We start from the raw sequence: 25,342 nt of genomic DNA on the forward strand, positions 1-25,342 counted from the left end.
TTAATTCTCCTTTCTACTACATTAAAACTTCTCCTTCATCCAAACTAACATTTCTTCGTTCTTCTTTCTGTTTCCCCAATAGCAATAAGGGATGGCTGTTAATTTCACCTCCTCAAAATCACTTTCCACTTCACCATATAATTTACCAGAATCCCATCCTTCTTCTTTTATCCTTTGAGCATTGAATGTTATTCTAGTTGTTCCCCCTAAGATGTTATTGTCAAATTCTTCCTGTAGTTTTGTTTTACCGGACACAAAAATGTTGGCTAGATTTTCCCCATTATCTACCTGTTCTAAGGCATACACTAATGGTCCTTTCATGATTGCAAGCTTGCCCACATCCGCTCTTACCTTTGGGTTGGAATGTATAAATCTTGCAGGCATATCAAACTCAAAGCTTACATACATACTTGTACCAGACAAGGACACACTGATGTAGCCTTTATCCTGTTTCATATCAAGCCCTGCTCCACTAACGCTGATTTTTGGATTCTTTGCATAATAAGGAATTCTAAGTGCAAGCATTCCTACCATTTGTTCATCTGACTCTACATGAACTGATACTTTACCATTCCAAGGAATTTCACTTTTTATATCCAGTCTGACTTCCTTGCCTGAAACCTCTGCCTTTATCTGAGATGATACATACATATTCAAATAAATCTTATTATCAGATGTATATGCTATATACTGTCCCAAAGATGCAAGTGTTCTAGCTATATTAGGTGGGCAGCAGGCCACGCCAAACCATTTCTGTCTCTCGCTTTTTACATGAAGACGCGAGGTGTGATCCATGCATGCAGCTGGCCATACTTCCAGCGGATTTACATAGAAAAATCCCTTGCCGTCCATAGCAATGCCCGACAACACTGTGTTGTATAAAGCTCTTTCCACCTCATCAAAATATGCTGCCTCCCCTGTGATTTCACCCATTCTTTTTCCAAACATGGCCAGTCCAATGGATGCGCAGCTCTCAGAATAATTACAATCATTTGGCAGATCATAATCGGTTGTAAATCTTTCCAACCAGCCTGATGAACCAATGCTTCCTGTTACATACATTCTTCTGTGAACCATATCATCCCAAAGTGTTTTGCATGCATCTAAGAGCTCCTTATCATTTGTCTCTACTGCTACATCTGCCATTGCGCTGTACAAATATGCAGCTCTAACAGCATGGCCTTCTGCAGTCTTTTGCTCCCTAACTGGAAGATGAGACTGGCTATAGCTTGGGTCGTAATTAGCAAATTCAGAAAAGATTCTCTCAAAATCAGGTTGCTTTTCTTCTTCAAGAAAATAGTTATCTCCTACACCTCTTATATCAATAAAGTGCTTTGCCAAATCAAGATACTTTTTAACACCTGTAGTTCTGTATAGCTTTATCAGTCCTACTACTACCTCTCGATGGCCAGGGTATCCGTGGCAATTGCCCTCTTCCTTACCAAAGACATTACACAACAAATCTGCCAAGCGGCATACTACGTCTATAATTTTTCTTTTGCCTGTAGCTTCATAATAGGCAACTGCGGCTTCCATAAAATGCCCTGCGGTATATAATTCATGGCCCTCGCAAAGATTCTTCCATTTCTTATCAGGTGCATTGATGATGAAATATGTATCAAGATATCCGTCCGGCTGTTGCGCTTTTTCAATCAAATCTATAGCCTCGTCTGCTAAAGCCTCTAGCTTCTCATCCCTGCCGTATGCTGATAGATAAAAACCTACAGCCTCCAACCATTTAGCTAAATCAGTATCCTGAAAAACTGCACCTTCAAATTTGCCGTTAGATAGACCTGCTGCTATCTTGAAATTTTCGATACAATGACTGGTTTCCACATCCTCTAGCCTGTCATTTAACACATCCCACTGATATGGAATAATCACATTACCAACTAAGTCTCTATATTTGTTGAAAAAACCATCTGTAATCTTGATATCACTTATTGGTATTGAAGAATTTGCTTTGAATTTCATTTGTTCCCCCTATGCCTTTACTGCTCCGTTTGTAAGTCCACTAACAATATACTTCTGCATGAATATGAATATCAATACTATTGGGAAAATTGCTACAAGTCCAAATGCCATTGTTGCGTTCCAAAGTGTCTGATACTGCTGCACATAATTGTATATGTTTGATGTGATAGGTCTCATATTAGGATCTGTCATGAATGTGATTCCATAAATCAAATCGCCCCATGCATACACAAATGAGAACACCGCTGCTACAATCACACCTGGCTTTGCAATCGGCAACATTATTTTAAAAAATGATGTTACCGGATTGCAGCCATCTATTGCCGCTGCCTCGTCTAGCTCCTTTGGTATAGAAAGGAAATAAGTACGAAGAATGATGATTGAGAAGGGAATTCCCAAAGTCGCATCTGCAAGGATTGGCGCTAAGTAATTATTTAATAATCCCACTTTTGAAAACATAATATAAAGTGGTGTTAATATAAGTGTTGATGGAAGCATCTGCATCATTAAGAAAAACAGTATGAGAAGCTTCTTTGAATTAAATCTAAATCTTGCTAGTCCGTATGCTGCTGGTATAGATAATACTGTTGATATTATCATTGAAGAAAACGCTATTAAAAAGCTATTCTTAAAGCCCTTCATTGTTGCTGATGATTCAGAAAACTGGCTTTGGAAAGCTTCTAGTGTAAGGTTTTTAGGCCACAGTGGAGTAGGAACCTGGAAGATTTCCACCTGAGTTTTAAGTGCTGTAACAATCATCCAATATAGAGGAAACATAAGAATAACGAATATCACCACTCCAATGATAAAGCTTATGGTGTTTTCTTTTCTTTCTCTTTTCATCCTACATTACCTCCTCTTCTGCGTTTATTAGCTTGATGTAGAACATTCCTACTACAAATAGAATTAAAAATAGAATGTTTGCAGAAGCTGCGCCCTTACTAAATTCAAACTGTTCAAATGACAGCTTGTAAGCGTATGTTGAAGCCAATTCTGTTGCATTGATTGGTCCACCCTTGGTCATAACCCACACCAAATCAAATACCTTAAACGTATATACGAATCCAAGTGTAAGCACTGACATAATAGCTGGCTTAATCACTGGAATTGTTATCTTAAACAAAGTCTGAAGCTTATTGGCCCCATCGATTTTTGCACTTTCATAAATATCTGCCGGTACAGTTGTTAGACCTGTAAGCAGTAACATCATATTAAAAGGAATTCCAATCCAAATATTCGCAACTACAATAGCCACCATAGCAGTTGGGCCATTCAATAGCCAATCAACAGGTGTTTTAATAATATGCAATTGCATTAATAGCTGGTTTGCTATACCTCCTGAGCTTGCAAAAATAAACTTAAATAAAAGACCTGCTACAGTAACTGGAAGCAACCAGGATATCATTGTTGCACCTCTGAAAAATGCTGATGCTGGGAACTTTTTGCTAAATAAGAATGCAAGTATAAATCCAATAATAAACTGGAAAAAGATTGAAGCTACAGTAAATATTAAAGTATTCAAAATAGCACGGCTCATTACAGAATTAGCGTCTGTAAATAACTCTACATAATTTGAAAGACCTATAAATTCCTGTGCCTCAGGTCTTGAAAAATTAAAGACATTAACATTCTTTAAACTAAGAATGATATTTGAAATTGTGGGATATCCAACAAAGATAAGCATATAGATTACTGCTGGAAGAGAAAACAAAAATCCCATTTTCCCTGGTCCATTCAACTTCTTTTTTCTAGAAATCATAACATCCCTCCAAAATAACTATTTCTAAAAATGGCGGGGAATTACTTCCCCGCCAAATGTTAATTCTTACTTAACGGCATCAACTGCTGCCTGTGTATCCTTTGCAGCCTGATCTGGCGACTTAGCAAGTGTAAGTACTTCCTGGAAACCAGTCTGAATTGCATTTGAGTATGAAGGCCAAATTGGTGAAGGTCCTCTTGGAATAGAAGTTTCAAGCTGTGTAATGAACTGTGCCTGAATAGGATCATCTGTCCAATAGCTATCCTTAGCTGCCTCTGTCTTAGGTGGGAATGAACCATACTGCTTCATTGCATCTACCATAACATCTGTCTGATTGTAGTACTCAAGGAATGCCTTAGCACCATCCATATTATCCTTCTTTACAGCGCCCATGTTTTCACCACCAAGGATAGATGTAGCCTGGCCGCTTGAAGCATCCTTCTTAGGAAGAACTGTTACCCCATAGTTCATATCAGGAGCATCTGCTTCAATACCAGGAATCTGCCATGGACCATTCTGCATCATGGCAATGTTTCCTGCTTTCCAGTTATTACATACATCTGTCTGAGCCCAGTTTACACACTCTTTAGACCAAGAGCCGTCGTTAATCATATCCTGCATAAGCTGATATGCATCCTTGCCACCTTCAATATCTGTGTAAGAACCACCAGCTGTATATAACCACTGTAGGCACTGGAATGTACCCTCGTCTGTTCCGATTGCTGCATTACCAAAGCCTGTTACGCCATAATCTGTAAGCTTCTTAGCCATCTCATGGAATTCATCCCATGTAGTGTTCTCATCTGGATAAGGAACCCCTGCATCATCAAGAATATCCTTGTTATAGAAAAGAGCTGTACAGTTTGTAGCAAATGGAAGGCCATAGTGTTTGCCGTCCATCATTGTAGAATTCATTGGACCTTCAAGATATTCTGACCAATCTATGTTGGCATCTGAAATATCTCCAAACAAATCCATTGCTATAAATGATGACATGTCGCATCCATCAAGAATAACTACGTCTGGGAGCTCACCAGATGCAATACCAAGCGTTAACTGTTTTTCATAATCAGCAAATGGTACATATGTATGACTTGCTACGAACTCATCCTGTGATGAATTGAATCCATTAATAAGTGATTCCATCATCTTTTTCTGAGCATCTGTCTCAAAGTAATCCCAAATAACTACCTCTTGCTTGTCTCCTGCCTGTGCTGTCTGTGTTCCTTCCCCTGAACCAGTTGCTTCTGTTCCACTTCCTGAGCTGCCGCAGCCTACCATAAGTGACGCTGCCATTGCACCTGCTAATGCCATTGATACGGCTTTCTTAAATCTCATAAAAAACCTCCCTTCGAATACTTACCATGAGATACTTTGTATCTCCTTTGTTTATATAAGTATTCTAAGAGAGGTTTTGATTTTAAAAAATTCTAATAAATTAAAAAAGGTGGAAAAAATTCATCCTAATTTTAGTTCAAGGTTTTACCTGCCGCTTCATCTGGTGTTAACTCTCCAGTCACTACATCTGCAAAGTTCTTAGGTAATTGCTTGGATATTCTGGAATATCCCTCTATTCCTGTGCGAGGAATTGCATAAGTCATTTGCTGACTAATAATTTCCAGCTTAGGATTATCCACTATTATCTTATTTGCAGATTTTATTCTGGATGGAAGCAGATTTGCTTCGCTGCAGAATCTTTCCGTTCCGCCCTGTTCCATGCAATATTTTATAAACTCAATGGAGCCTTCTACATTTTTACCTTTGATTATTCCTAAATTTTCTCCACCTAGTATTACTGCATTTCTTTTATTCATAGGCATAGGTGAAAGGCCATAGCTAATTCCTGCTTCATCTAGCATAGGAAAAACCCATGGTCCGTTTTCCATCATAGCTATATCCCCTTCTATAAATCTTCTTGCAATATCTGTTTGGCTGTAGTTAAGACAATCCGCCGGCATACAGCCATCTTTTATAAGTCCTGCTAAATAATCATAGGATTCACTGATTGCTTCCCTGGTAAGCTGTGTATCAGAATCAGAGGCAGCCATCACCCATGACAATAACTGAAATGAGCCTTGCTCAGAATCCATGGCACTCATCAAAAATCCATAGGTACCATCTTTTGATAATAGCTTTGCTGTTTCACTAAGCTCATCCCAGGTTTTAGGTGGTGTAACACCTGCCGCCTTTAACAAATCACTTCGATATATCAAACAAACATTGTTGCTGTTAAACGGAACTCCGTAGTATTTATCATTGTATTTGATAGTATCTACAGATGCCTCATAATAATCTGTATCTAGATTAAGGGTACTGGCATACTCAGATATATCTTCAAACATATCCAGCTGAATGAATTTTTTCATATCAGGATTATCAATAATTACCACATCTGGAAGCTCTTGTTCTGTATATGCCCTGGATATTTTCTTGTCAAATTCTGTCATTGGAACATATTCCCATGACACCTGATATTTGTCCTGGCTTTTGTTAAAGCTGGCTGTTAACTTATCCAGCCCATTAGCCTGTGCTTCTGTTTCATAGTAAGACCATATCAACAATTGTTCTTTTTCATCAGGTGTGTTTTCCACATCAGAAGTACTTCTTCCACAGGCTGTATTTGTAATTGCCATGCACATAGCCAGTGTTATTAGTTTCAGACCTTTTTTCATCTTTCTCTAAACTCCTTAGGCGATACTCCCTCTATATCCTTAAATACTCTATTAAAGTATTTGGTATCTGTAAAACCTACCTGTTCTGCAATCTCGTATATTTTCAGATTGCTACCTGTAAGCAGGCGCTTAGCATGACTTACTCTAAACTCATTTACAAATGCAGAGAAATTCTTATTCATTTCTCTATGGAAAAGTGTGCTTAGATATTCTGGGGTTATAGACAAATAATTTGCTACCTCTTCCTGGGAAATCTTGTTAGCATAGTTTTCTCTAATGTAGGCAATAGCCTTTAATATAGTATAGTTGTGAATATCATCACGGGTCGCTTCACCAGCAAACACTACTGCTGCTGCCTCGTCTAAACATCCCTTTATTTCAGATAACAGCTTTGCCCTTGATATCTTTTCTACTGTATCTAATTCCCTAAGCTGCCTGCCTTTATCAGGCCATATTTTAATGGCCAGCTGCAAAATAAAACCTGCAAGAGTTTGATATGCAATTCTTACAGAATATGGATCGTAGGCTTTTCCTATGAAACCTTTGGCAAAGCCTTCACTCCATTTTTGCCAGCCTTCCTCATCATTATTCACAAGTATTTTTTCTATTTCTTTTTCAGTATCTTTACTATATTTATAATCCGTATATACGATATCTGTGTTACCCTCTATTACAATTCTGGTATCTAACATTTCCCCATACAAAAATTTCTTATCAGATTGAAGAGCAATATCCTTTAGCTCCTTCAAGCTGGACAAGCTTGCCACATACCATACCGAATCCTTTAGGCAATCAACAACATCTATTCTGCGGTCAAGCATGTGTACTATCTCTTCATCAGATGAATACTTGCCGGTAGACTTATCATAAAGCATGAACAAATCCTTATTATCTTCAGATACATACAAGCCCTTATATTCCTTAAACTTTTCCATAACGGTAGTCTTGTCAAAGCATCCTCTTGTGCTATATCCTCTTAAAAAGCATAATTCATATCCTTTTGATAATTCAAAAATCCGCTCAGCCTTGCCTATGTTTTCATCATTGTTTTCAAGGGCTCCTGAAACTATTGCTCTAATATAAGATGCAGGATCAGCGTCTATTCTAGTGGCTTCTGCACTAATCTTGGCAGAGATGGATTTTAGCACCCCGTCTACCGCATCCACGGTAATCGGCTTAAGCAAATAATCATCAGCTCCGCAGGTGATAGCACGCTTGGCATAATCGAATTCTGCATAGCCTGTAAGTATTACGCTATGGCATTTTATCTGGCGATTTTTTATTTCTTCTAACATCTGTAATCCATCCATCTCCGGCATCTTAATATCTGTAAACACCAAATCAGGATGTAATGTAATTATTGCTTCCAGCCCCTCTTTACCATTCTTCGCCTTGGCAATTACATCATGTTCCCCATAGCTAGATAATAATCTGGATAACCCATTTCTTATTTTGATTTCATCTTCAACTATAACTATATTCATACCTACTCACACTCACTTTTTGGAATATATAATGTAATCTCAGTTCCGATTTTCTCCACACTATTAATATTCCAATGAGCCATTCCTCCGTAATACATTACCAGCCTTGAAAATGCATTTTTCAGGCCTAACCCCGCTTTTTCTATGCTCTCATCATTAATAACAGCATCTCGATTATTCATTTTGTTAACAAGCTCTTCCTCAATTCCATTCCCATTATCTGCAATACTTATTTGAAGGAACCTGCTATCTTCTGATATGTCCATATTTATAGAAAGCATCCCGCCTTCTTCTATTCCTTCAAATCCATGTAATATAGCATTCTCTACAAATGGCTGAATAAGCAGCTTGTGAATATGAAAATTCTTTATTTCTGGCTGCATATTAATCTCATATCTGAATGCCCCCTCATATCTAATCTGCTGTAACTCCAAATATCTTTGAAGGAAATCGCATTCTGCAATTATAGGCGTCTTTTCCTCCACCTTGCTCACTGAATGCCTTAATATCAACCCCAGGTTACTAAGTGCTTTACTGATTTCATTTTCTCCATGCTCAATTGCCATCCAATTAATTGAATCCAGGGTATTATACAAAAAATGTGGATTTATCTGGGCTTCTAATGCCTTTAGTTCCGCATGGCGCTGCCTATCCTTGGCAGATGATATTTGCTGCAGCAGCTCCTTTACCCTGGCTGTCATTATGTTGAAGTTAGCTGCGATTGTTCCGAATTCGTCCTTACTTTTTACTGATATGCGTTTGTCCAAATCACCTGCCTGAACAGTCTGCATTCCCTCCACTATCGTATTTACGGATTTGTTAAAGGTCCTTGTTGTGTAAAAAATAATCAATCCCACTACAACAATAATGATAGAGCTTATTAACACTGTTATTATTTGAATCCTTCTAACATCCTTTAGCATCTCATCTGTGTCATAAGCATTTACGAATGTCCACCCTGTGGATTCATCCTTGTATTTATTGATTCCTATATTATGGCTACTTTGTAAATATCCACTTTCTCGTACGAAAGCTTCCAAGTTTTCCCCAGTGCTCATTGCTACATAAGCTTCACTAGGATATGAGATTACCTTGCCAGCATCGTCTAGGATGAAGTTGATTCCTGTTTTGCTCTCCTTAGATGAATTACATATTGTATTTAGGACCTCTTCGTCAACAGTCATTATGACAGTTGCTATACTTCCTTTTTCCAACTGGTCAAAATTGTACAGTCGCTTTGATATATGAAAATAGTATTTTTTCACTCCATTTTCATCGAACTTCATACTAGGAGTAATAACCATCCCTGATTTGCTTTCCGCATCCAGGTATGGTGGCGCTATTCTCATATCTTTAAATCGATTCCAGATATTATACATAGATGAATCTGTTGCAAAATCGTAGGTTACCGACTCCCCATTCTTACACACCAGGCTGATAGAACGCACTCCTTCTACCACACTGGTGTATCTATGAAGCAACTCTCTAATATCGCTTTTAGCCGCCGCCCGTCTTGTAGGGGTACCGTTCATCAGAATCATTACCTGGTCGATAACATTCTCATCCACATATATCTGATACATTAAATTGGTATAGTTTTCTAAGCTGAGATTAGTTCTCTCTGAAATCTGGATTAAATCACTTTGGATGATTTCATCCACCTGAGAAGTCATAGTTTCCCTGACACTAGTAAAATGAAATACCTGCAATAGAATAATAGGTATTATAGATATTAGTAAAAATATAATAATAAGCTTTTTGCCTATTTTAAGATCATTGTATCTTCTAATAATGCTATGCATAACATTCACCCACCCAATACAATCATCATACAAAAAATAAGCTCATTGCACAACAGGCAATGAGCTCAGAGTGTAGACAACTAGCAACGGCTAGTTGTCATTTTTGTGGCACTATTCACGACTTAAAGAAAAAGTGTATGAGATTTTAATTAGATAAATTAAATTGTTTCTAAATACTTTGTCATAGACTCAATTGTAGGATGTGCAAGAATCATATTAATGGATACATTTTTCCCTGTACGCTTACTAATTTCCTGCTGCAACGAGCCTTTGAAAAAATCTCTGTAAATTTAATATAAGACTTGGGTCTTCTATGATAAAATTCTTAATTATCAAGGAGGCCCATTTTTATGGCAAACAAGAGACGCGACGTTTATAAGGCAAAACCAATGACAGAAGGAAAGAAGGCTGTAATCCAAGGATTGCTCAATGAGTACGATATCCAGACAGCTGAGGACATTCAGGATGCTCTCAAGGATCTTCTTTCAGGGACAATTCAATCCATGCTCGAATCTGAAATGAATGAGCATCTAGGCTACGAGAAGTATGCTCGTGATGATGAGCCTAATTACCGCAATGGAACAAAGCCTAAGACTGTTAGGAGTAAATATGGTGAGTTTGAAGTTGATGTACCACAAGACCGAAATAGCACATTTGAGCCAGCCATCGTAAAGAAAAGACAGAAAGACATTTCTGGTATCGAAGAACAGGTCATTGCTATGTATGCCAAAGGAATGACAACGACTCAGATTTCAGAAATGATTGAATCAATCTATGGATTTGAAATCAGCGAAGGCTTAGTTTCTGATATCACTGATAAGCTAATGCCACAGATTGAAGATTGGCAAAATCGCCCTTTATCGGCAGTATATCCAATCATTTTCATTGATGCTATTCATTTCTCAGTACGTAATGATGGAATTGTAAGCAAACTTGCAGCTTATGTTGTTCTCGGAATCAACGAGGATGGAATGAAGGAAGTTCTTTCCATCGAAGTTGGTGAAAATGAAAGTAGTAAGTATTGGCTAGGTGTTCTAAATAGCCTTAAAAACCGTGGAGTTCAGGATATCTTAATCCTTTGCTCAGATGGTCTTACTGGCTTAAAAGAAGCCATCCAAGCGGCTTTCCCTAACACAGAACATCAGCGCTGCATTGTTCACATGGTTAGAAATACCCTTAAGTATGTCGCTAACAAAGACATGAAGGCTTTTGCTAAAGACCTTAAGACAATCTACACTGCGCCAGATGAGAAGACAGCTCTCAAGCGTTTAGACGAAGTGACCAAGAAATGGGAGCCACTTTATCCTCATGCTATGAATCGTTGGCGTGATAACTGGGATGTAATTACTCCAATTTTCAAGTTCTCTATGGATGTTAGAACCGCATTTTATACCACTAATGCCATCGAGAGCTTAAATTCATGCTACCGCAGATTAAACAAGCAAAGAAGCGTATTCCCAAGCTCACAGGCTCTGATGAAAGCTTTATATTTGGCAACCTTTGAGGCTACCAAGAAATGGACAATGCCAATCAGAAATTGGGGCAAAGTTCGCGGAGAACTTTCAATCATGTATTCTGGCAGACTTTCAGATTAATAAACAAAACCACTATCTCATTATGGGATAGTGGTTATTTGTGTAAACTGGAAGTTGTTAATCCAAAACATCTTTTATAGAATCCTCATAGCTTTCGGTGATCAGAGTAATCTTTTCTCCATTAGACTTGTAACCATCTATGACCTGGTGATTGTCTTGCTTCAGCTGTTCGACTGTGCAATAAGAATCATCTAGTCTTGTTTCAATATCTGAACCATGTGACTTTATCTCTTCAAAATGCGTGTCTATATATTCATCTGACATAGCAAGACAGATGAACCTTATCGACTGAAGATACTGCTCATCAAAACTGTCTCTCCAATCAAAAGGTATATAACAGCCCTCAACGATAAGGTTTTGCTGGTTTTCAATCACGGTTTTCATGATCTCTCGTACAATTGGCCACAGATACCCTGTCAGAGACTCGTCGTCTTCCGGTGTCAATACCGTATTGCCACTGCGGATCAGGCCCATTTTCAGGTGATCAATCGACAGATATGGATATTTGTATTTTTCGAGCATCTTCTGAGCCAGAAGCGTTTTTCCAGTATGAGATGCACCCGTAATCAGTATGATCATAGTCTTGCCTCGATTTCATTCCTGACCTTCTCCAATTCACTGCAGGTCAGGATTGGAATCAGACTGTTTATTTCTTCAATGCTTTTATCCCACCACTTGAATTTGAGCAGCAATCCGATAAGATCATCATCAAAGCGTTTCCTCAAGGGTTTTGCAGGATTTCCAACAACGATAGTATAAGGATCGACATCACTTCCGACAATGCTGTTTGCTCCAATGATTGCTCCGTCACCGATATGAACGCCAGGAAGAACCACCGCATTTTGCCCGATCCACACGTCATTGCCAATCACAGTATTTCCTTTGAATGGCATTTCAGACGGATCGGGAGTGTTCATTTCCCATCCTTCAAGCGTATAAAACGGGAAGGTTGAGACGGCGTTCATCTGGTGATTAGCATCATTCATCACAAACTCGACACCTGCTGCGATCTGACAGAACTTGCCGATGATAAGCTTATCCCTGCTCCAGGGATAAAAGTTTGTTACATGACTCTCAAATTCTGAGTCTGCAATGTAGGTAAAATCCCCGACGATGATATTCGGATTTGTAATGGTTGGTTTCACATATATCTCTTTGTCATATCCTGCGACCGGATGGATCACATTTGGATCTGGGATTTTCCCATTATTCATAGTTGGTCACCTCGTCAAATCTCGATTTATCGATTTGTTATGCTAAAGATATTACTACACCACAAATTAAAAATCCAAGTTTTTATTGACTTACAGTATACAGAACTGTATAGTCTAAAAAAGGATGTAGAGTATCTAGCTACACCCTCACAAATCTAAATTATCATAGAAGTTCCATATTTACAGAGAAAATTTCAAAGTCTCGCTGCAACCTGAAATATTGTAAAGATGTACCACCTAACTCTTGAAATCCTTTATTGCCAGGAACTGTATCCATTTCCAATATTTTTCCCCAGGCACTTTCAACCTGATTATATATAGTTTTATTGGAATTAATATCATTCGTAATACCATGCTTTGTGCGCCTTCCATATGAAATGGTACGTTTTGCTTTTAATTGTCCCAATTTACTACGGTCAATTTTTCCGTTTGAATTCAGCGGAATATCTTTTAAAGCAATAAACTCATGTGGCAAATAACTCTCAGGAAGAAACTCTCTCATCTTTGTTCTAAAAAATCCACTACTATCACTTGGATTGTCAGATTGTGACACATAATACATGATATATTTCTTTTTACCATCACATTCTTCAATATTAAAAGCACATTGCGATGCTTTACTGATTTTTTGAAAAACAGACTCTATTTCCTCTACTTCAACTCTCTGTCCGTTAATCTTAATCTGAAAATCTTCTCTTCCTAAAAATTCATACTCATTATTATCATTTAATATAGCCACATCTCCAGTTCTATACAGTTTCTCTCCAAAAATATCAGTGGTATCAATAATATTAGACTCTTTTTCACTCTTTCCAACATATCCATCAAAGGTTCCGATTCCACCTATATGCAGAACTCCTTTCTCCCCTCTTTGACATTTTCTACCTTCATTATTTAGGAGATATACTATTTTGTTTGGGATTGGTTTTCCTATTGGAATCCTACCGCAATCAATATCTTTTTTAGTAACTTCATGATATAAGCTTACACAACTACATTCTGCCGGGCCATACACATTATAAAATCTAGCATTACAATTTGGCGAATTAAACCAACTAAGAAACATTTCACACGAAAGCTTTTCACCTCCACAAACCATATACGTTATAGATTCAAAATCAGAATAATTATTCTTCGATGCCTCTATTACCATTTCCTTAAGCAAACTAGGCACTGTGGCAGCATGAGTTATTTGTTCTTTAGATATAACATTAAGAATATATGGTATATCATACAATTCATTTTTTACTAGACACAAACTTGCCCCACAACTTAGAGCCGCAAATAAATGCTTTACAGATCCATCAAATCCAAAATTATTTAACAAAATTAGTTTTGATTCCTGCGTAATGTTCATTTCTTTGATATACCATTTTATCAAATTAACAATACCCGCTTGTTGAATTGGAACCCCTTTTGGATTACCTGTGGTCCCTGAAGTATTCATAATATACGCTAATTGTGTTGACTCTGTACATTTATTATCTAACAATGAAATAGACGGAATAAACTTCTCATAAGTATGCAAAGGGAATATAGTAACATTCTCATATTCACACGATTCATCCGTTATATAATATGTCACACCACAATTTGTAAGTATCAATTTTGTCTTACCATATGGAAGTGAGCAATCTATCGGTACATATACCCCTCCAGCAAAAAGAATTGCGTATATCCATATTATTGTCTCATTGTTCTGATTACATCTTATGGCAATATTATCGCCTTTACGAACTCCAGACTTAACAAGTATTTCCGCGCATCTCAAAATATTATAGTATAACTCAGCATATGATAATTCACCTTCACTATCTTTTACTGCAATTGCTTGCGGATTGTTAGCACAAGAAGCCAAAAACATGTCAACTAAGGTATTTGGGCTAGAATTCTTTTCAGCCACGGCTTCATCCTCTCGATTTATAACATCCACAAATTCATTCAATATTTTTTCTAGCTCAGCATTATCATATCTTCCGCAACCTGAAGATAATCTACAATAATACCCCTCCTCACTTTTTTCTATAAGCATTTGTAAATCAGAATTACTATTTTCCTGCACATTCATAACATAGTGCATTTCAACAAAATCATTATCAATTGTGTTATCAATCATGTTAAAAATGAATCCATTATGAATAGCCTTGTAGTTTTCAAATAAGTTTTCATCTCTAACCTTTTTATAATATGAACCATGCATCTGTTCATATGCTTTTAACATTTTTTCTTTTAATAAATCTATCTCATTTGCGCTTGTTACGAATATTTTGTCTAAAAACAAACCTACTGTTTTCTCAAAATCCCCGATTGCTCGATCCGAAGCTGGTACAGATACATATACTTTAGTCTTGTACTTTTCTTCTAAAACTTTCATATATGACCATAACAATGTAGTAAAAAGTGAAGTATTACACTGTTTTGCCTTCTTTTTCGCTTTGGAAATAGTTTCGTTAGCCAGCGCCTTGCAGCATACAGAAGCATCTTTATTTTGTTTTCCATTTCCGTATTCACATAAAGAATTATTGTACGCTCTTAATTCATCAATACTTAAATCCTTATCAGTTTCTGCCTCGAGCTGTTTCAATGAAACATACTCATCAAAACTATGCGTTTCATACTCTACTTCTTTACTGTAATACTCCCTCAATATTTGATTAAATATAAGCCTAAATGATTGTTCATCTGCCAAAATATGATGAATAGTTAATAATAATCTTGCCTTAGTATCTGATTGTTTTATGATTGTCACACGATAAAGAGGCCCCGTTGACAGATTCATTTTTTCTTCAGAAATAATCCTTTGAAAATCTCTTATACTATCTTCATTAACTATTTCTACATACTGTATGCAACAAGCACTTGCTGATTTTCTTCGTAACGGCAAGCCCTCCTCATTTTGTATAAATACATTTTGTAAAGTAGGATTATTTAAATAAACTTTCTCTACTGCCGTTCTAAGTTTTTCAAAATCTATCTTGCCATTATTCTTATCTAACAAATCCATATATGCTGTAATTACATATCTAGAATTGTTGTTTATATTATCATATACCCATATGTCTTCCTGTAACCTTGTTAGATCACAAGTAGATTCCTCTTTAATTTCAGAAATAACGCATTGAGATTTATTTTTTTCTTCTTTAATGCAGCTAAATATTTCCTCCAAATTATTAATATTCATTATATGATAAATTGATAGTTCAACTCCGTATACTTTTCTTAGCTCGGCTATCAATTTAATTGCAGTAATGGAGTTTCCTCCAATGGCGTAAAAATTAGATTTTTCATCTATATCATTTCTACCAAAAACCTTATAACATACTTGCATGAATCCTTCGATGTCACTTTGGAATTTATTATCTTCACCTTCATCAGTAACATCTATACTCATGTTATTCAATGCATTTTTATCTATTTTTCCATTATTAGTTAATGGCATTTCATCTATTTTTTGTATAACTCCAGGTATCATGTAAGCAGGCAAAGAATTTTCTATCTCTTTGCGTACTTTCTGCTCCTCAAGTTCATCACCTGTTGTATAAAATGACTTAAGAATCTGCTTTTCTCTATCGTATAAAACTACGCACTTTTGAATTCCTGCAATGCTTGCGATTTCATTTTCAATAGCCGACAGTTCAATTCTCTTTCCATTAATTTTAACTTGTGAATCTGTTCTACCAAGGAAAATAATTTCTCCATCAGCATTGTACATTCCTCTATCGCCTGTGTTGTATATTCTTTTCCCATTCAAGCTAAGGAATTTTTTTTCTGTTTCTTCGGGATTTCCTGCATAGCACTCAGCTACACATATACCACTTACATACATTGTTCCTGGTACTTGGACCGGACATATTTCATAATTCTCATTTAAAATATAATACGAAGCTGTAGGGACTGGAATTCCATATGGAATAACGTCTTTACGAATATCCTCTTCAGTTACTACATGGAAGATATTCCAAAGAGTGGTCTCCGATGGTCCGCCAACACTAACCACTTTAGCATTGTCAAAATATTTTTTTATTTCCTTAACCAGTTCTGTTTTTACCCAATCTCCGCCTAAGAATATGTATCTAACACTATCTAATCCACAGGTATCCGATAAACCATACGACACATACATATCCATAAAAGCAGGCACGGAATTCCATATTGTTATAGAATTTTTTTCCATCAATTCCTTCCAATGCTTTGGATCCTTAGCCTTTGAATCTGTAGGAACAACTATTCCGCCGCCCGCTATTGTCATTCCAAAAACATCATATAGTGACATATCATGGCAAAAACTAGTTATGGCAATAGCTCTATCCTCAGAAGTCACATTAAATTTTTCATTAGTATATAAAAGACATTCTGCAAAACCATCATTTTTTATCCTTATACTTTTAGGTAAACCTGTGGTTCCTGATGTATTGATAGTATATATAATGTCTTTTCCATCTGCTGCATTATATATCTCTCCATTTGTTCCCTGTACATTGTCCAAACTACTAGGAATCAAAACTATTACACCATCATATATCTCTTTTATTTCATCGTAATGACTTTGATCTGTATAAATGGCTTTGACATTATTATTCTTTATAGAATTAATAAGCTGTTTTTTAGGAAGCAAAGTATCAAATGGCAAGAATACTATATTAGCTAACGCACATGCTAGTTCAGCCAATATTCCCTCTATTCCCTTTGCTGTATAAATTCCTATGGTATCTCTTGCTTGTATGCCATTTGCCAATGCATCTGCATTAATATGATTTATTAACTTAAATGTATCTTCATAGCTATAGCTACCGTTTTCTGTAATGATATGTATTCTTCCGCCATTACTATGAAAACTATTTCTTAATAAATCACCTACAGTATTCTTACTATTTATTTCATCATTTCCGATACAAGTTTCGATTGTATTTAACAATTTATCTGGCAAACTTAATTCAGTTTTTACTGCCCAATTATTACTATCTCTAAGAATGTCACGAATTCCACAAATAAATATATCCGCAATTTCTTCTGCAACTTCTTGTGGAATAATTTCCTCAACACAATCCATTGTGAAAATTACGTCATCCTGTCTGTGCATTAATACCGCATCAATCCAAACTTGGCTAGTATGTGTCTTTGTATATGTTTTTACAATCTCCTGCGATTTTCTATATGGCACATCCAATGTACTCGTAAATACTACTGGAGCATTTATCTTATGCCCTTTCTTCTTTTGAAGCTGACTTAACAATTCAAGACCAGAGTACATACTGTGATCTAATAATTGCAAAACAAGTTTATTATTTCGAATTATTAAATCTTTAATACTTTCATCTTTTCTGTTATCAAAATCAAACAGCATAAAGTTTGAACATTCGCCTACCATATCCCATATATCATTGAAAATCGGTGGGCGTAAAGCTATTGGTACATTTAATAGAAAATGCTGATTCTGACTACATCTTGCAATAGATTTTCCATAAATAGTTAATAAGATAGAAAATGCTGAAACATCCCATTCCTTAGCTAACTTTACCAAATCCTGATATTCGTTTTTACTAAAGATTCTCAAGACTTGTCTAGTATGAGTTTCTAAAACATCATCTGGATTCTTAATAAAAGGCAGTTGTGGATTGTCAGGCATCCGATCTGCCCAATCCATCCAATACTCATAGCTACTGTTATATACATCAGTCTTCTTCATATTCTCCAGATATTCGCAATATTTTCGATAACTACTATCAATATTTCTAATATCTGCATGCGGATTTGAATAATAATAATCCAAATCCTTTACTATATTTTCATGACTCCAACCATCCACCACTAATCCATCATGGCAAAAATGAATAATAGTATTGTCTTCACTTACTTTAGTTACTTCAAAATATACTAAAGGTGGCGTATCAATTTTGAACGTATGATTAAATACTTCAGTTCGCTTATACGATAAATATTTTTCTTTTTGTTCTTTAGACATATTCTGTATATCAGTATATGGAACAGTTACCTCAACTGGCTCCTTTACCAATTCTTGTGTTCCATCTTCAGAAAAACGATATCTAAGCACCTCATGAGTTTGAATTAATTTATTGACTGCTTTCTCAAATCTTTCATGATCATAATCTTTTACTTCCATCTCGCAATAAGCATGTGTAGCCTCGCCACCAAGACCAATATCTTTTTTTCTTCCTAAAAGGTAAGCAAGTTGCATATCCTTTAGTTTAAAACTGTCCATCTCTACCTGTTTTTTATTTTTTCGCGCTGGCTTACTAGCAGCCTTTGCGTCGATGCTATCAATAAATTCACTCATTTTATCATACTTATAGAAGTCGCTAACTTTTACTCGAATTCTAGTATCTTTATAGATTTTCATCTGAATCTGTGTAGCTAGAATTGATTGTCCCCCTAAATCAACAAAACTTCTATCAAGTGTGACGTTTTCATCCAATCCTAATATTGCCCTTATAATTCTTTCTATATTCTCTTTCATAACAATCCTCAACAATACTGATTTTAATTTCCAATATTATTTGCCTGAATCAAGCAAACCACTCTCATACATTGCAAAGCTCTTTTTTATCATCCCACTTATTTCTTCTACATTATCTTTTAAATAAAAATGGTCTCCAGAAAATGTTTGAGCATGAAATATCCCTCTTGAATAATCTTTCCACTTCAAAACAGATGTATCTTCTACAAATCGATCTGATTTCCCCCATATCACATAAATCGGAGAGTTTATACTACGTTTTTTTTCCTTCATCATATGGTATCTACTACAAAGCATGAAATCATTTCTAGCTATTGGTAAATATAGCCTCATAAAATCTTCGTTTGAAATAATGCTATCTTCCATAAGACCATATGCCGCCAATAATTTTTTTAAATTACTGTCACTAAAATCATCTGTGAACTCCTCAATATCGCTGTTAGGCTCATTAGCAGATGATACATATACTGCAACAGGAGGCTTTATTCCTTTCTTTTCTATACCACTTGCGACTTCATATGCAGTAATTCCACCCATACTATGGCCAAACAAAATATAAGGAACATCAAATAAATCGCGATTATCATGTATAAATTCTTCTACAATATTCTCTATATTATTAGGCGATTGCTCAGCAAGTCTATTTTCTCTCATTGGAAATTGCACTGGACATATTTGCACTTCATCTCCAAAATATTTTTTCCAATCTCTATAAAACGATGCTGCTCCTCCCGCATGATGAAATAAGAAAATTCTATATTGCGGTTTCACTGTCTTATTCTCATACACAATCCATTTATTTAACATTTTCTTTTTCCTTTTGTTTGTCATTAATTAATTACTGTATCAGGAATTAAATCTGCTATTTTCTCACAGTTTTCAAAGGCTCGTTTTCCCACCCAATATAGTTCGTTTCCAAAATCTATTTCTTCTAACTTTTTACACCCTTCAAAGGCGGAAAACTCTATCTCATTGACATGTGACATTTTTACTTTTTTTAATTCGCTGCAATTCCTAAAACAGCCCCTTAAAATCATTCTTAGTGATTTGGGTATAGTTATTTCTTTTATACTTTGACACTGATAAAATGCACTTGGTCCTATATACTGAATATTATCTGGAAGATTAATAGAAGTAAGTCCCCTACATTCCATAAAAGTGCAGTAACAAATTTCAATAATACCTTCAGGTAAAATCACCTCTTGCACATTAAAATTGGGTTGCTTAGGAATCATGACGTTCTGTCCATCAATATCCGCATCTTTCATATCCACAAAAACATATGGACCTATTGAAGTCACCTTTTCCCCGTTATATTCATTTGGAATAACAACCCTGTTATCTTGACCAGTATATTTAACTAAACGCATTCCCTCCGTGTCGTAATCATATTCAAACTGCATATCCATAAGACAATGTCCTTCCTATGCTACAATACTCTCGATTTTATCAACCACCTCACCAACTGTATGAAGCTGACTCATCTCCTCTTCAGGAATTGTTGTCGCATAAAAATCCTCAATCTCTGAAATAATCGCCATAATGTCTAAAGAGTCACATCCTAATTCTGTTTTAAAGCCCTGACTCTCATTGATTTCAACATCACTTTCAAGACATAAAGTTTCACGTATAATTTTTTCAACATCCTTAAATATAATTTCTCTAGCCATTTTATATATTCTCCTTTTCATTAATCAGCTCTTGTATTTTCTCAGCCACTTTCAACAAATTATCGCAAAGAATCAATTCCTTCGGTGTTAACTGAATTTCATAAAATTCGTTAATTTGAGACACTATCATTAAACCTGTTAATGAATCAATATCTAGTTCAAAAAGGGAATGGGACAAATCTATTTCCTCTTCTTCAGTAATATTTCGCAAAATATCAACTAATTTTCTTTGAACATCATTCTGGTTCAAACTATTATCTACTAAAGATTTCTTCTGTGTTACTATTGGTTGACGCGGTTCGTTAATTATAATTTCATGGATTCTTTCACCGTACTCATCAATAATGTTTGTTCTATTTTTCTTATATTCCTTATAAGATAGTTGACCCATTATAATGGCAGAATCAGTCACATTATTTTCATAACCATCAAAGGCAATAAAAGAATCAAATCCATGTTTTAAAAATAGTCTTTCCCAATCCTTGACCAAAATATTATAATTTGACTCACGCAAAGGATCCTTTGCATAATTCCACCACTCAGTTGTTAATCCTCCAAATAATTCTCTAATTCCATGAACATTTATTGGTTGCAAAAGACACAAAACACCATCAGCAACTAATCCTCGTCGCATATTATCCAGAGCCAATTCCATATCAGGTACTGATTGAATCATTCCACATGATACAACCAAGTCAAAATAATCCTCCGGAATATTCTGTGATACCAAGCTTTTATTTACATCTATTCTTGCAAATTTCATCTTATCCTTTACGCCTAACTCTTCTGCTTTTTGTTTGGCATCGTATATGAAACTATGACCTATATCTGTAAAATAATACTCAATGTCGTAATCTCTAAGCTTGTCAATCGCAGGCCAAGTTACAATTCCAGAACCAGCCCCCAGTTCCAATATTCTTAGCTTTCTATTTGCACATTTCGCCATGTCAACTAACATATTCGAGAAAATTTCCGCATACAATCTGGCTTTGCCATATGTAGGAGTCTTTTCAAATACATTTCTAACATAATCGTATGAACCATTTGGATATAATATTTCCTTTCCCATTACCTTCCCAGAAAGGACTTCATTATAGCTATCACTACATTTTTCAATTAATTCAAAAAAATATTTAAAATCAGGGAAAGATTCTATTGCGTGACTAATATAATACTTAAGCTGAGATACCTCAGAAATGTTCTTCAAACATAACCAGCGTTCTCCTTCTTCTTTAATTAGTCCGCTTTTTTCCATAAATCCTAAAAGTCTCTTTAAAAGAATTTTGTAATCTGATATGCATGATGTCTTTTCAATAATGGTCTCATAAGAAATTGTTTCTCCAGGTATTCTAAATAAACCATACTCATCAAAATATTTAATTGCCACTCGTGCACATATTTCATCATAGACATGATATAATTCTGGCATTTGTGCCATACACATAATTCCAGAATGCTCCACTAAATCAATTTCTAATTGCTTCCATTTGTTTTGATTTTGTTTTATATCAATATTAGATTGAGCGATGGTTAATATTTGAACATCCGACATGTCTAGCATTTTTCTGCATAATTCAAGTTTATGCGACATAAATCCATTAACTATTTCGCAACCGAGATTATTTCTATGTTGTATTTCGTTTTTCGAATTACTATTAACTTTAATGTATTGTTTCATTTGAAAAGAACTAGCCGGCAAATCCAACAATTGTCCATTTTCAACATCTATACTCCAGTCTGGGATTTCATATCCAATAGTCCACAGTGTGCCCATTCCAAATCGTAAAGCATACTCCCATCTATCAATCTTTTCTGTTATTACAGGCACTGCTAACTGCTCTTTATTCTTTTTACTCTTATTAAAAAATGAACACAGCTGTTCTCCTATACCAATTTCAATTGCAATTAAATTTTCGATGTCCTGAGTTGCCTCCACCGCTTGCTGAAACTTTACAGAATTCAATGTCTGATTTTTCCAATACTCTTTTGTTGCAAGTATTTTTGAATCTATTTTTCTTCCCAAACTAGTACTGAAGTAATCTTTTTCGCTCTCGTAAAACTCTATTGTATCGAGGAACTCTTCAAGATCAGGAAGAATCTGCTTAACCATTTTGCAATGACCCGCTCTATCCAATGGCAGTTTAATATTGTAAATTTGATTTTCGGATAACAGCTCACAAAATTTATCTATTTCGTTCTTGGGACCAGCTACCATTATTCTTCCAGGTGCATTATATGCAGCTATTTCTAAATTTCCCTGCATATATTTGCTAATCTTTTTTTCATCAGCCATAACACTGACCATAGAGCCTTCTTGAATCTGTTCAAATAAATGGTATCTCTTTACGCATATTTTTAGAGTGTCTTCTAGTGATAAGACTCCCGCAAAATAGGCTGCCATATATTCACCTGCACTATATCCAACAACTGCATTTGGTTCTATTCCTAAATCAGATATGTATTCTCCCAATGCATATTGCACACAGAAATGTAGTAAATAATTCTCCAAATCGGATAGTGAGTTTGTTTCTATTTTTTTCTTAATATTTAACCCAAATAAGTCACACACACACTCAAAAATCATATTGAAATGATCATTAAGTCTATAGTCATAATTCATTAATTGAGCTATTTTATCTAAACTGTAATAATTGCTCCCACCAAACATAAATAATGTTTTGATATCCTTTGGAGCCTTGCTTTTTCTAACCACCTGTGCTTCTTTTAGTTGTCGTGACAAATCTTTTGTTCCTGTTGTCAACAATACACTTCTATATTCTTTCGCATCCCTGCCTTTCCAAAGTGTCCTTGCTATGTCTTTAATATTCACATCTTTTTTATCATCAAGATACGCACCTAATTTTTCAAAATATCCCTTTATATGCTCCTTCGTAGGCCCAGATACCGGTATAATCGCAGCTTTTAATTCTTCTTTCGGAACAGTTTCATTTAGTATTTCTCGACTTTTATATTCCTCAATAATCAAATGACAATTGACACCACCGATTCCGAAACTGCTTACAGCAGCTGCTAAATGTTGTCGATTCCATTTTCGTGTAAACCTATTAACACAAATATTGAATTTACTAATACCTAGTTTTTTATTATCCTGTTGGAAATAAACTGTCGGAACCAACATGCGATTTTTAATCATTAAAACTGTTTTTATAATACCTGCTATACCTGCAGCATAATTCAAGTGTCCCACATTAGACTTTACCGAACCTACATATAATGCTTTTTCGCTGTTTCTATATGCCTGTCCGTATGTAGATTTTAATGTCTCAGCCTCAATGACATCACCTAATTGTGTAGCTGTTCCATGCAATTCAACATAACTAATATCTCCATACGATAACCCAGAATTAGTTACTGCTCTTTGGATTGCCGTACTTTCACCAATAACACTAGGTGCAGAATAACCACTCTTTTCTTTTCCATCCGTTGATATACCAGAACCAGTTATAACAGCATGAATATAATCACCGTCTTCAATCGCTGCCTCAAGTGTTTTGATTGCAATCAATCCACCACCATTACCTGGAACGAATCCATCACCATACTGATCAAATGGTCTAACAGTTCCGCTTTTTGATAAAGTTCCTTCTGCCGTTTTATAGCCGTCCTGCTTTTCTTGAATGCTAACTCCACCAGCCAATGCCAGTTTACATTCACCCTTGCTCAAACTTTCCATTGCTAAATGAACTGCCATCAAACTAGATGCACATGCATTTTTTACTGGAATACTTGGACCTGTTAGTCATAATGTGTATGAAGCTCTAAGTGTTGCTGTTCCATCCATATATGCGGTATTTAGTAACTTTGCTTCATCTAAATCACGGTATTCCTCAAACAGATTTTTCCATACATAAAAAAAATCACCAATACCTGCAAACAATCCTACATTTTTTTCATCACTTATCTTGTGATTAGCATGCTCAAGAGCCTCTTGGCATAATGTAATCAGATATCTCTGCTGTGGATCCATATTAACTGCATCACGTTTACTGATTCCAAAAAAATCTGCATCAAAATCATATATATCATCTAATTTCCCATATGATCCAACAAATTGTCTGTCCGGTATATTATTGTTATGTTGTATGCAATCCTTTGCATTTACTAAATTATCCCAAAATTCTTTTTCGTTTTTTGCTTTTGGAAATCGTAATGAATATCCAACAATCGCATATTTATTCATTATTTTTCCCTCCAGCAATATCTATAATTATTTTTCCTCCACCAATGTTTCCCTCATATAAATCCTGATGCGCTCGTGGTAATTCATTCCAGTTATATATTTTCCCAATTAACGGATGAATATTTGATTCCTCAACAGCTTTTATATATCCCTTGTAATCTTCCTTTGTACCAGCATGACATCCTTGAATTCTTTTCTGATTCAACCATAAAAATCTCAAATCAATAGTGGCCTTATATGATGATGTTGCCCCACATAATACAACCATACCACCTGTTGCACATACAAAAAGAGAAGTTGGCAATGTATCCGCTCCAGTATGTTCCAGCACAATACGCAATGTCATTAAGTTTATATGGCAGCCAAAGGATCTCTATACCAGAAATGGTATAGGGGTCTTTTTATTTTGCGATAAAGGGGTTGACAAGGTGTTTCAGATGTGCGGCCGCTTTCGCTTTGAACTCAAGCAAAGAAGCGAAAGCGGCCCTTGTAATTA

16 protein-coding genes and 1 pseudogene are annotated in these 25,342 nt (G+C 35.7%); 1 reads left to right on the top strand and 16 read right to left on the bottom strand.

Going from position 1 to position 25,342, the window contains the following annotated elements:
* Positions 1-21: 21 nt before the first annotated feature.
* The 7 genes from IJ535_RS03225 to IJ535_RS03255 form a co-directional block, all read right to left on the bottom strand.
* Entirely contained in the window at positions 22-1,974 is a 1,953-nt protein-coding gene (locus IJ535_RS03225; protein WP_294298773.1) for a glycoside hydrolase family 127 protein, read from the bottom strand.
* A gap of 9 nt (positions 1,975-1,983) precedes the next feature.
* The gene (locus tag IJ535_RS03230; protein ID WP_294298777.1) at positions 1,984-2,817 is read right to left on the bottom strand and encodes a carbohydrate ABC transporter permease; all 834 of its coding nucleotides are present in this window, start codon (positions 2,815-2,817) and stop codon (positions 1,984-1,986) included.
* Position 2,818: 1 nt separating this feature from the next.
* Positions 2,819-3,733, bottom strand: a complete 915-nt coding sequence (locus IJ535_RS03235; protein ID WP_330619489.1) for a sugar ABC transporter permease — start codon at positions 3,731-3,733, stop codon at positions 2,819-2,821.
* Positions 3,734-3,799: 66 nt separating this feature from the next.
* On the bottom strand, positions 3,800-5,071 hold the full coding sequence (locus IJ535_RS03240) for an extracellular solute-binding protein (protein WP_294298780.1): 1,272 nt from the start codon (positions 5,069-5,071) through the stop codon (positions 3,800-3,802).
* Positions 5,072-5,202: 131 nt separating this feature from the next.
* Positions 5,203-6,405, bottom strand: a complete 1,203-nt coding sequence (locus tag IJ535_RS03245; protein ID WP_294298783.1) for a sugar ABC transporter substrate-binding protein — start codon at positions 6,403-6,405, stop codon at positions 5,203-5,205.
* Complete coding sequence (locus IJ535_RS03250; protein ID WP_294298784.1) at positions 6,402-7,889, bottom strand: response regulator transcription factor; 1,488 nt, start codon at positions 7,887-7,889, stop codon at positions 6,402-6,404. Before IJ535_RS03250 ends, IJ535_RS03245 begins: the two co-directional genes overlap by 4 nt.
* Before the next feature lie 2 nt (positions 7,890-7,891).
* Positions 7,892-9,691 (bottom strand): sensor histidine kinase, encoded by a 1,800-nt coding sequence (locus IJ535_RS03255; RefSeq protein ID WP_294298786.1) that lies wholly within the window; start codon positions 9,689-9,691, stop codon positions 7,892-7,894.
* A gap of 389 nt (positions 9,692-10,080) precedes the next feature.
* Here IJ535_RS03255 and IJ535_RS03260 point away from each other — a divergent pair, with 389 nt between their 5' ends.
* Positions 10,081-11,286, top strand: coding sequence for an IS256 family transposase (locus IJ535_RS03260; protein WP_294298808.1), 1,206 nt, complete (start codon positions 10,081-10,083; stop codon positions 11,284-11,286).
* A 57-nt stretch (positions 11,287-11,343) separates the two neighbouring features.
* Here the strand turns inward: IJ535_RS03260 and IJ535_RS03265 are convergent, their stop codons facing one another.
* The 9 genes and pseudogenes from IJ535_RS03265 to IJ535_RS03305 all read right to left on the bottom strand — a co-directional run bounded on the left by IJ535_RS03265 (position 11,344) and on the right by IJ535_RS03305 (position 25,192).
* Positions 11,344-11,865, bottom strand: coding sequence for an adenylate kinase (locus tag IJ535_RS03265; RefSeq protein WP_294298788.1), 522 nt, complete (start codon positions 11,863-11,865; stop codon positions 11,344-11,346).
* Positions 11,862-12,500 (bottom strand): CatB-related O-acetyltransferase, encoded by a 639-nt coding sequence (locus IJ535_RS03270; RefSeq protein WP_294298790.1) that lies wholly within the window; start codon positions 12,498-12,500, stop codon positions 11,862-11,864. The genes IJ535_RS03265 and IJ535_RS03270 overlap by 4 nt, the downstream gene beginning before the upstream one ends.
* Before the next feature lie 163 nt (positions 12,501-12,663).
* On the bottom strand, positions 12,664-18,975 hold the full coding sequence (locus IJ535_RS03275) for an AMP-binding protein (RefSeq protein ID WP_294298792.1): 6,312 nt from the start codon (positions 18,973-18,975) through the stop codon (positions 12,664-12,666).
* Between the two features lie 36 nt (positions 18,976-19,011).
* Positions 19,012-19,782: a thioesterase II family protein gene (locus tag IJ535_RS03280; RefSeq protein ID WP_294298795.1), complete on the bottom strand. Its 771-nt coding sequence runs from the start codon at positions 19,780-19,782 to the stop codon at positions 19,012-19,014.
* 23 nt (positions 19,783-19,805) lie between these two features.
* The gene (locus IJ535_RS03285) at positions 19,806-20,384 is read right to left on the bottom strand and encodes a leucine-rich repeat domain-containing protein (RefSeq protein ID WP_294298797.1); all 579 of its coding nucleotides are present in this window, start codon (positions 20,382-20,384) and stop codon (positions 19,806-19,808) included.
* 15 nt (positions 20,385-20,399) lie between these two features.
* The gene (locus IJ535_RS03290; protein ID WP_294298801.1) at positions 20,400-20,645 is read right to left on the bottom strand and encodes an acyl carrier protein; all 246 of its coding nucleotides are present in this window, start codon (positions 20,643-20,645) and stop codon (positions 20,400-20,402) included.
* Position 20,646: 1 nt separating this feature from the next.
* A complete protein-coding gene (locus IJ535_RS03295; RefSeq protein ID WP_330619490.1) occupies positions 20,647-23,799 on the bottom strand; it encodes an acyltransferase domain-containing protein in 3,153 nt (1,050 codons plus the stop codon).
* Positions 23,773-24,846, bottom strand: a pseudogene (locus IJ535_RS03300) (polyketide synthase); the annotation flags it as partial. The gene IJ535_RS03295 and the pseudogene IJ535_RS03300, both read right to left, overlap by 27 nt.
* Complete coding sequence (locus IJ535_RS03305) at positions 24,839-25,192, bottom strand: zinc-binding dehydrogenase (protein ID WP_294298803.1); 354 nt, start codon at positions 25,190-25,192, stop codon at positions 24,839-24,841. The gene IJ535_RS03305 and the pseudogene IJ535_RS03300, both read right to left, overlap by 8 nt.
* Between the last annotated feature and the right edge of the window lie 150 nt (positions 25,193-25,342).

Source organism: Pseudobutyrivibrio sp. (assembly GCF_017471675.1).
Lineage (GTDB): Bacteria > Bacillota > Clostridia > Lachnospirales > Lachnospiraceae > Pseudobutyrivibrio.

What these genes read in the sequence shown, in the direction of transcription:
- IJ535_RS03225 (WP_294298773.1), bottom strand. Translation starts at nt 1,974, where the DNA reads ATGAAATTCAAAGCAAATTCTTCAATACCAATAAGTGATATCAAGATT.
- IJ535_RS03230 (WP_294298777.1), bottom strand. Translation starts at nt 2,817, where the DNA reads ATGAAAAGAGAAAGAAAAGAAAACACCATAAGCTTTATCATTGGAGTG.
- IJ535_RS03235 (WP_330619489.1), bottom strand. Translation starts at nt 3,733, where the DNA reads ATGATTTCTAGAAAAAAGAAGTTGAATGGACCAGGGAAAATGGGATTT.
- IJ535_RS03240 (WP_294298780.1), bottom strand. Translation starts at nt 5,071, where the DNA reads ATGAGATTTAAGAAAGCCGTATCAATGGCATTAGCAGGTGCAATGGCA.
- IJ535_RS03245 (WP_294298783.1), bottom strand. Translation starts at nt 6,405, where the DNA reads ATGAAAAAAGGTCTGAAACTAATAACACTGGCTATGTGCATGGCAATT.
- IJ535_RS03250 (WP_294298784.1), bottom strand. Translation starts at nt 7,889, where the DNA reads ATGAATATAGTTATAGTTGAAGATGAAATCAAAATAAGAAATGGGTTA.
- IJ535_RS03255 (WP_294298786.1), bottom strand. Translation starts at nt 9,691, where the DNA reads ATGCATAGCATTATTAGAAGATACAATGATCTTAAAATAGGCAAAAAG.
- IJ535_RS03260 (WP_294298808.1), top strand. Translation starts at nt 10,081, where the DNA reads ATGACAGAAGGAAAGAAGGCTGTAATCCAAGGATTGCTCAATGAGTAC.
- IJ535_RS03265 (WP_294298788.1), bottom strand. Translation starts at nt 11,865, where the DNA reads ATGATCATACTGATTACGGGTGCATCTCATACTGGAAAAACGCTTCTG.
- IJ535_RS03270 (WP_294298790.1), bottom strand. Translation starts at nt 12,500, where the DNA reads ATGAATAATGGGAAAATCCCAGATCCAAATGTGATCCATCCGGTCGCA.
- IJ535_RS03275 (WP_294298792.1), bottom strand. Translation starts at nt 18,975, where the DNA reads ATGAAAGAGAATATAGAAAGAATTATAAGGGCAATATTAGGATTGGAT.
- IJ535_RS03280 (WP_294298795.1), bottom strand. Translation starts at nt 19,782, where the DNA reads ATGTTAAATAAATGGATTGTGTATGAGAATAAGACAGTGAAACCGCAA.
- IJ535_RS03285 (WP_294298797.1), bottom strand. Translation starts at nt 20,384, where the DNA reads ATGGATATGCAGTTTGAATATGATTACGACACGGAGGGAATGCGTTTA.
- IJ535_RS03290 (WP_294298801.1), bottom strand. Translation starts at nt 20,645, where the DNA reads ATGGCTAGAGAAATTATATTTAAGGATGTTGAAAAAATTATACGTGAA.
- IJ535_RS03295 (WP_330619490.1), bottom strand. Translation starts at nt 23,799, where the DNA reads ATGATTAAAAATCGCATGTTGGTTCCGACAGTTTATTTCCAACAGGAT.
- IJ535_RS03305 (WP_294298803.1), bottom strand. Translation starts at nt 25,192, where the DNA reads ATGACATTGCGTATTGTGCTGGAACATACTGGAGCGGATACATTGCCA.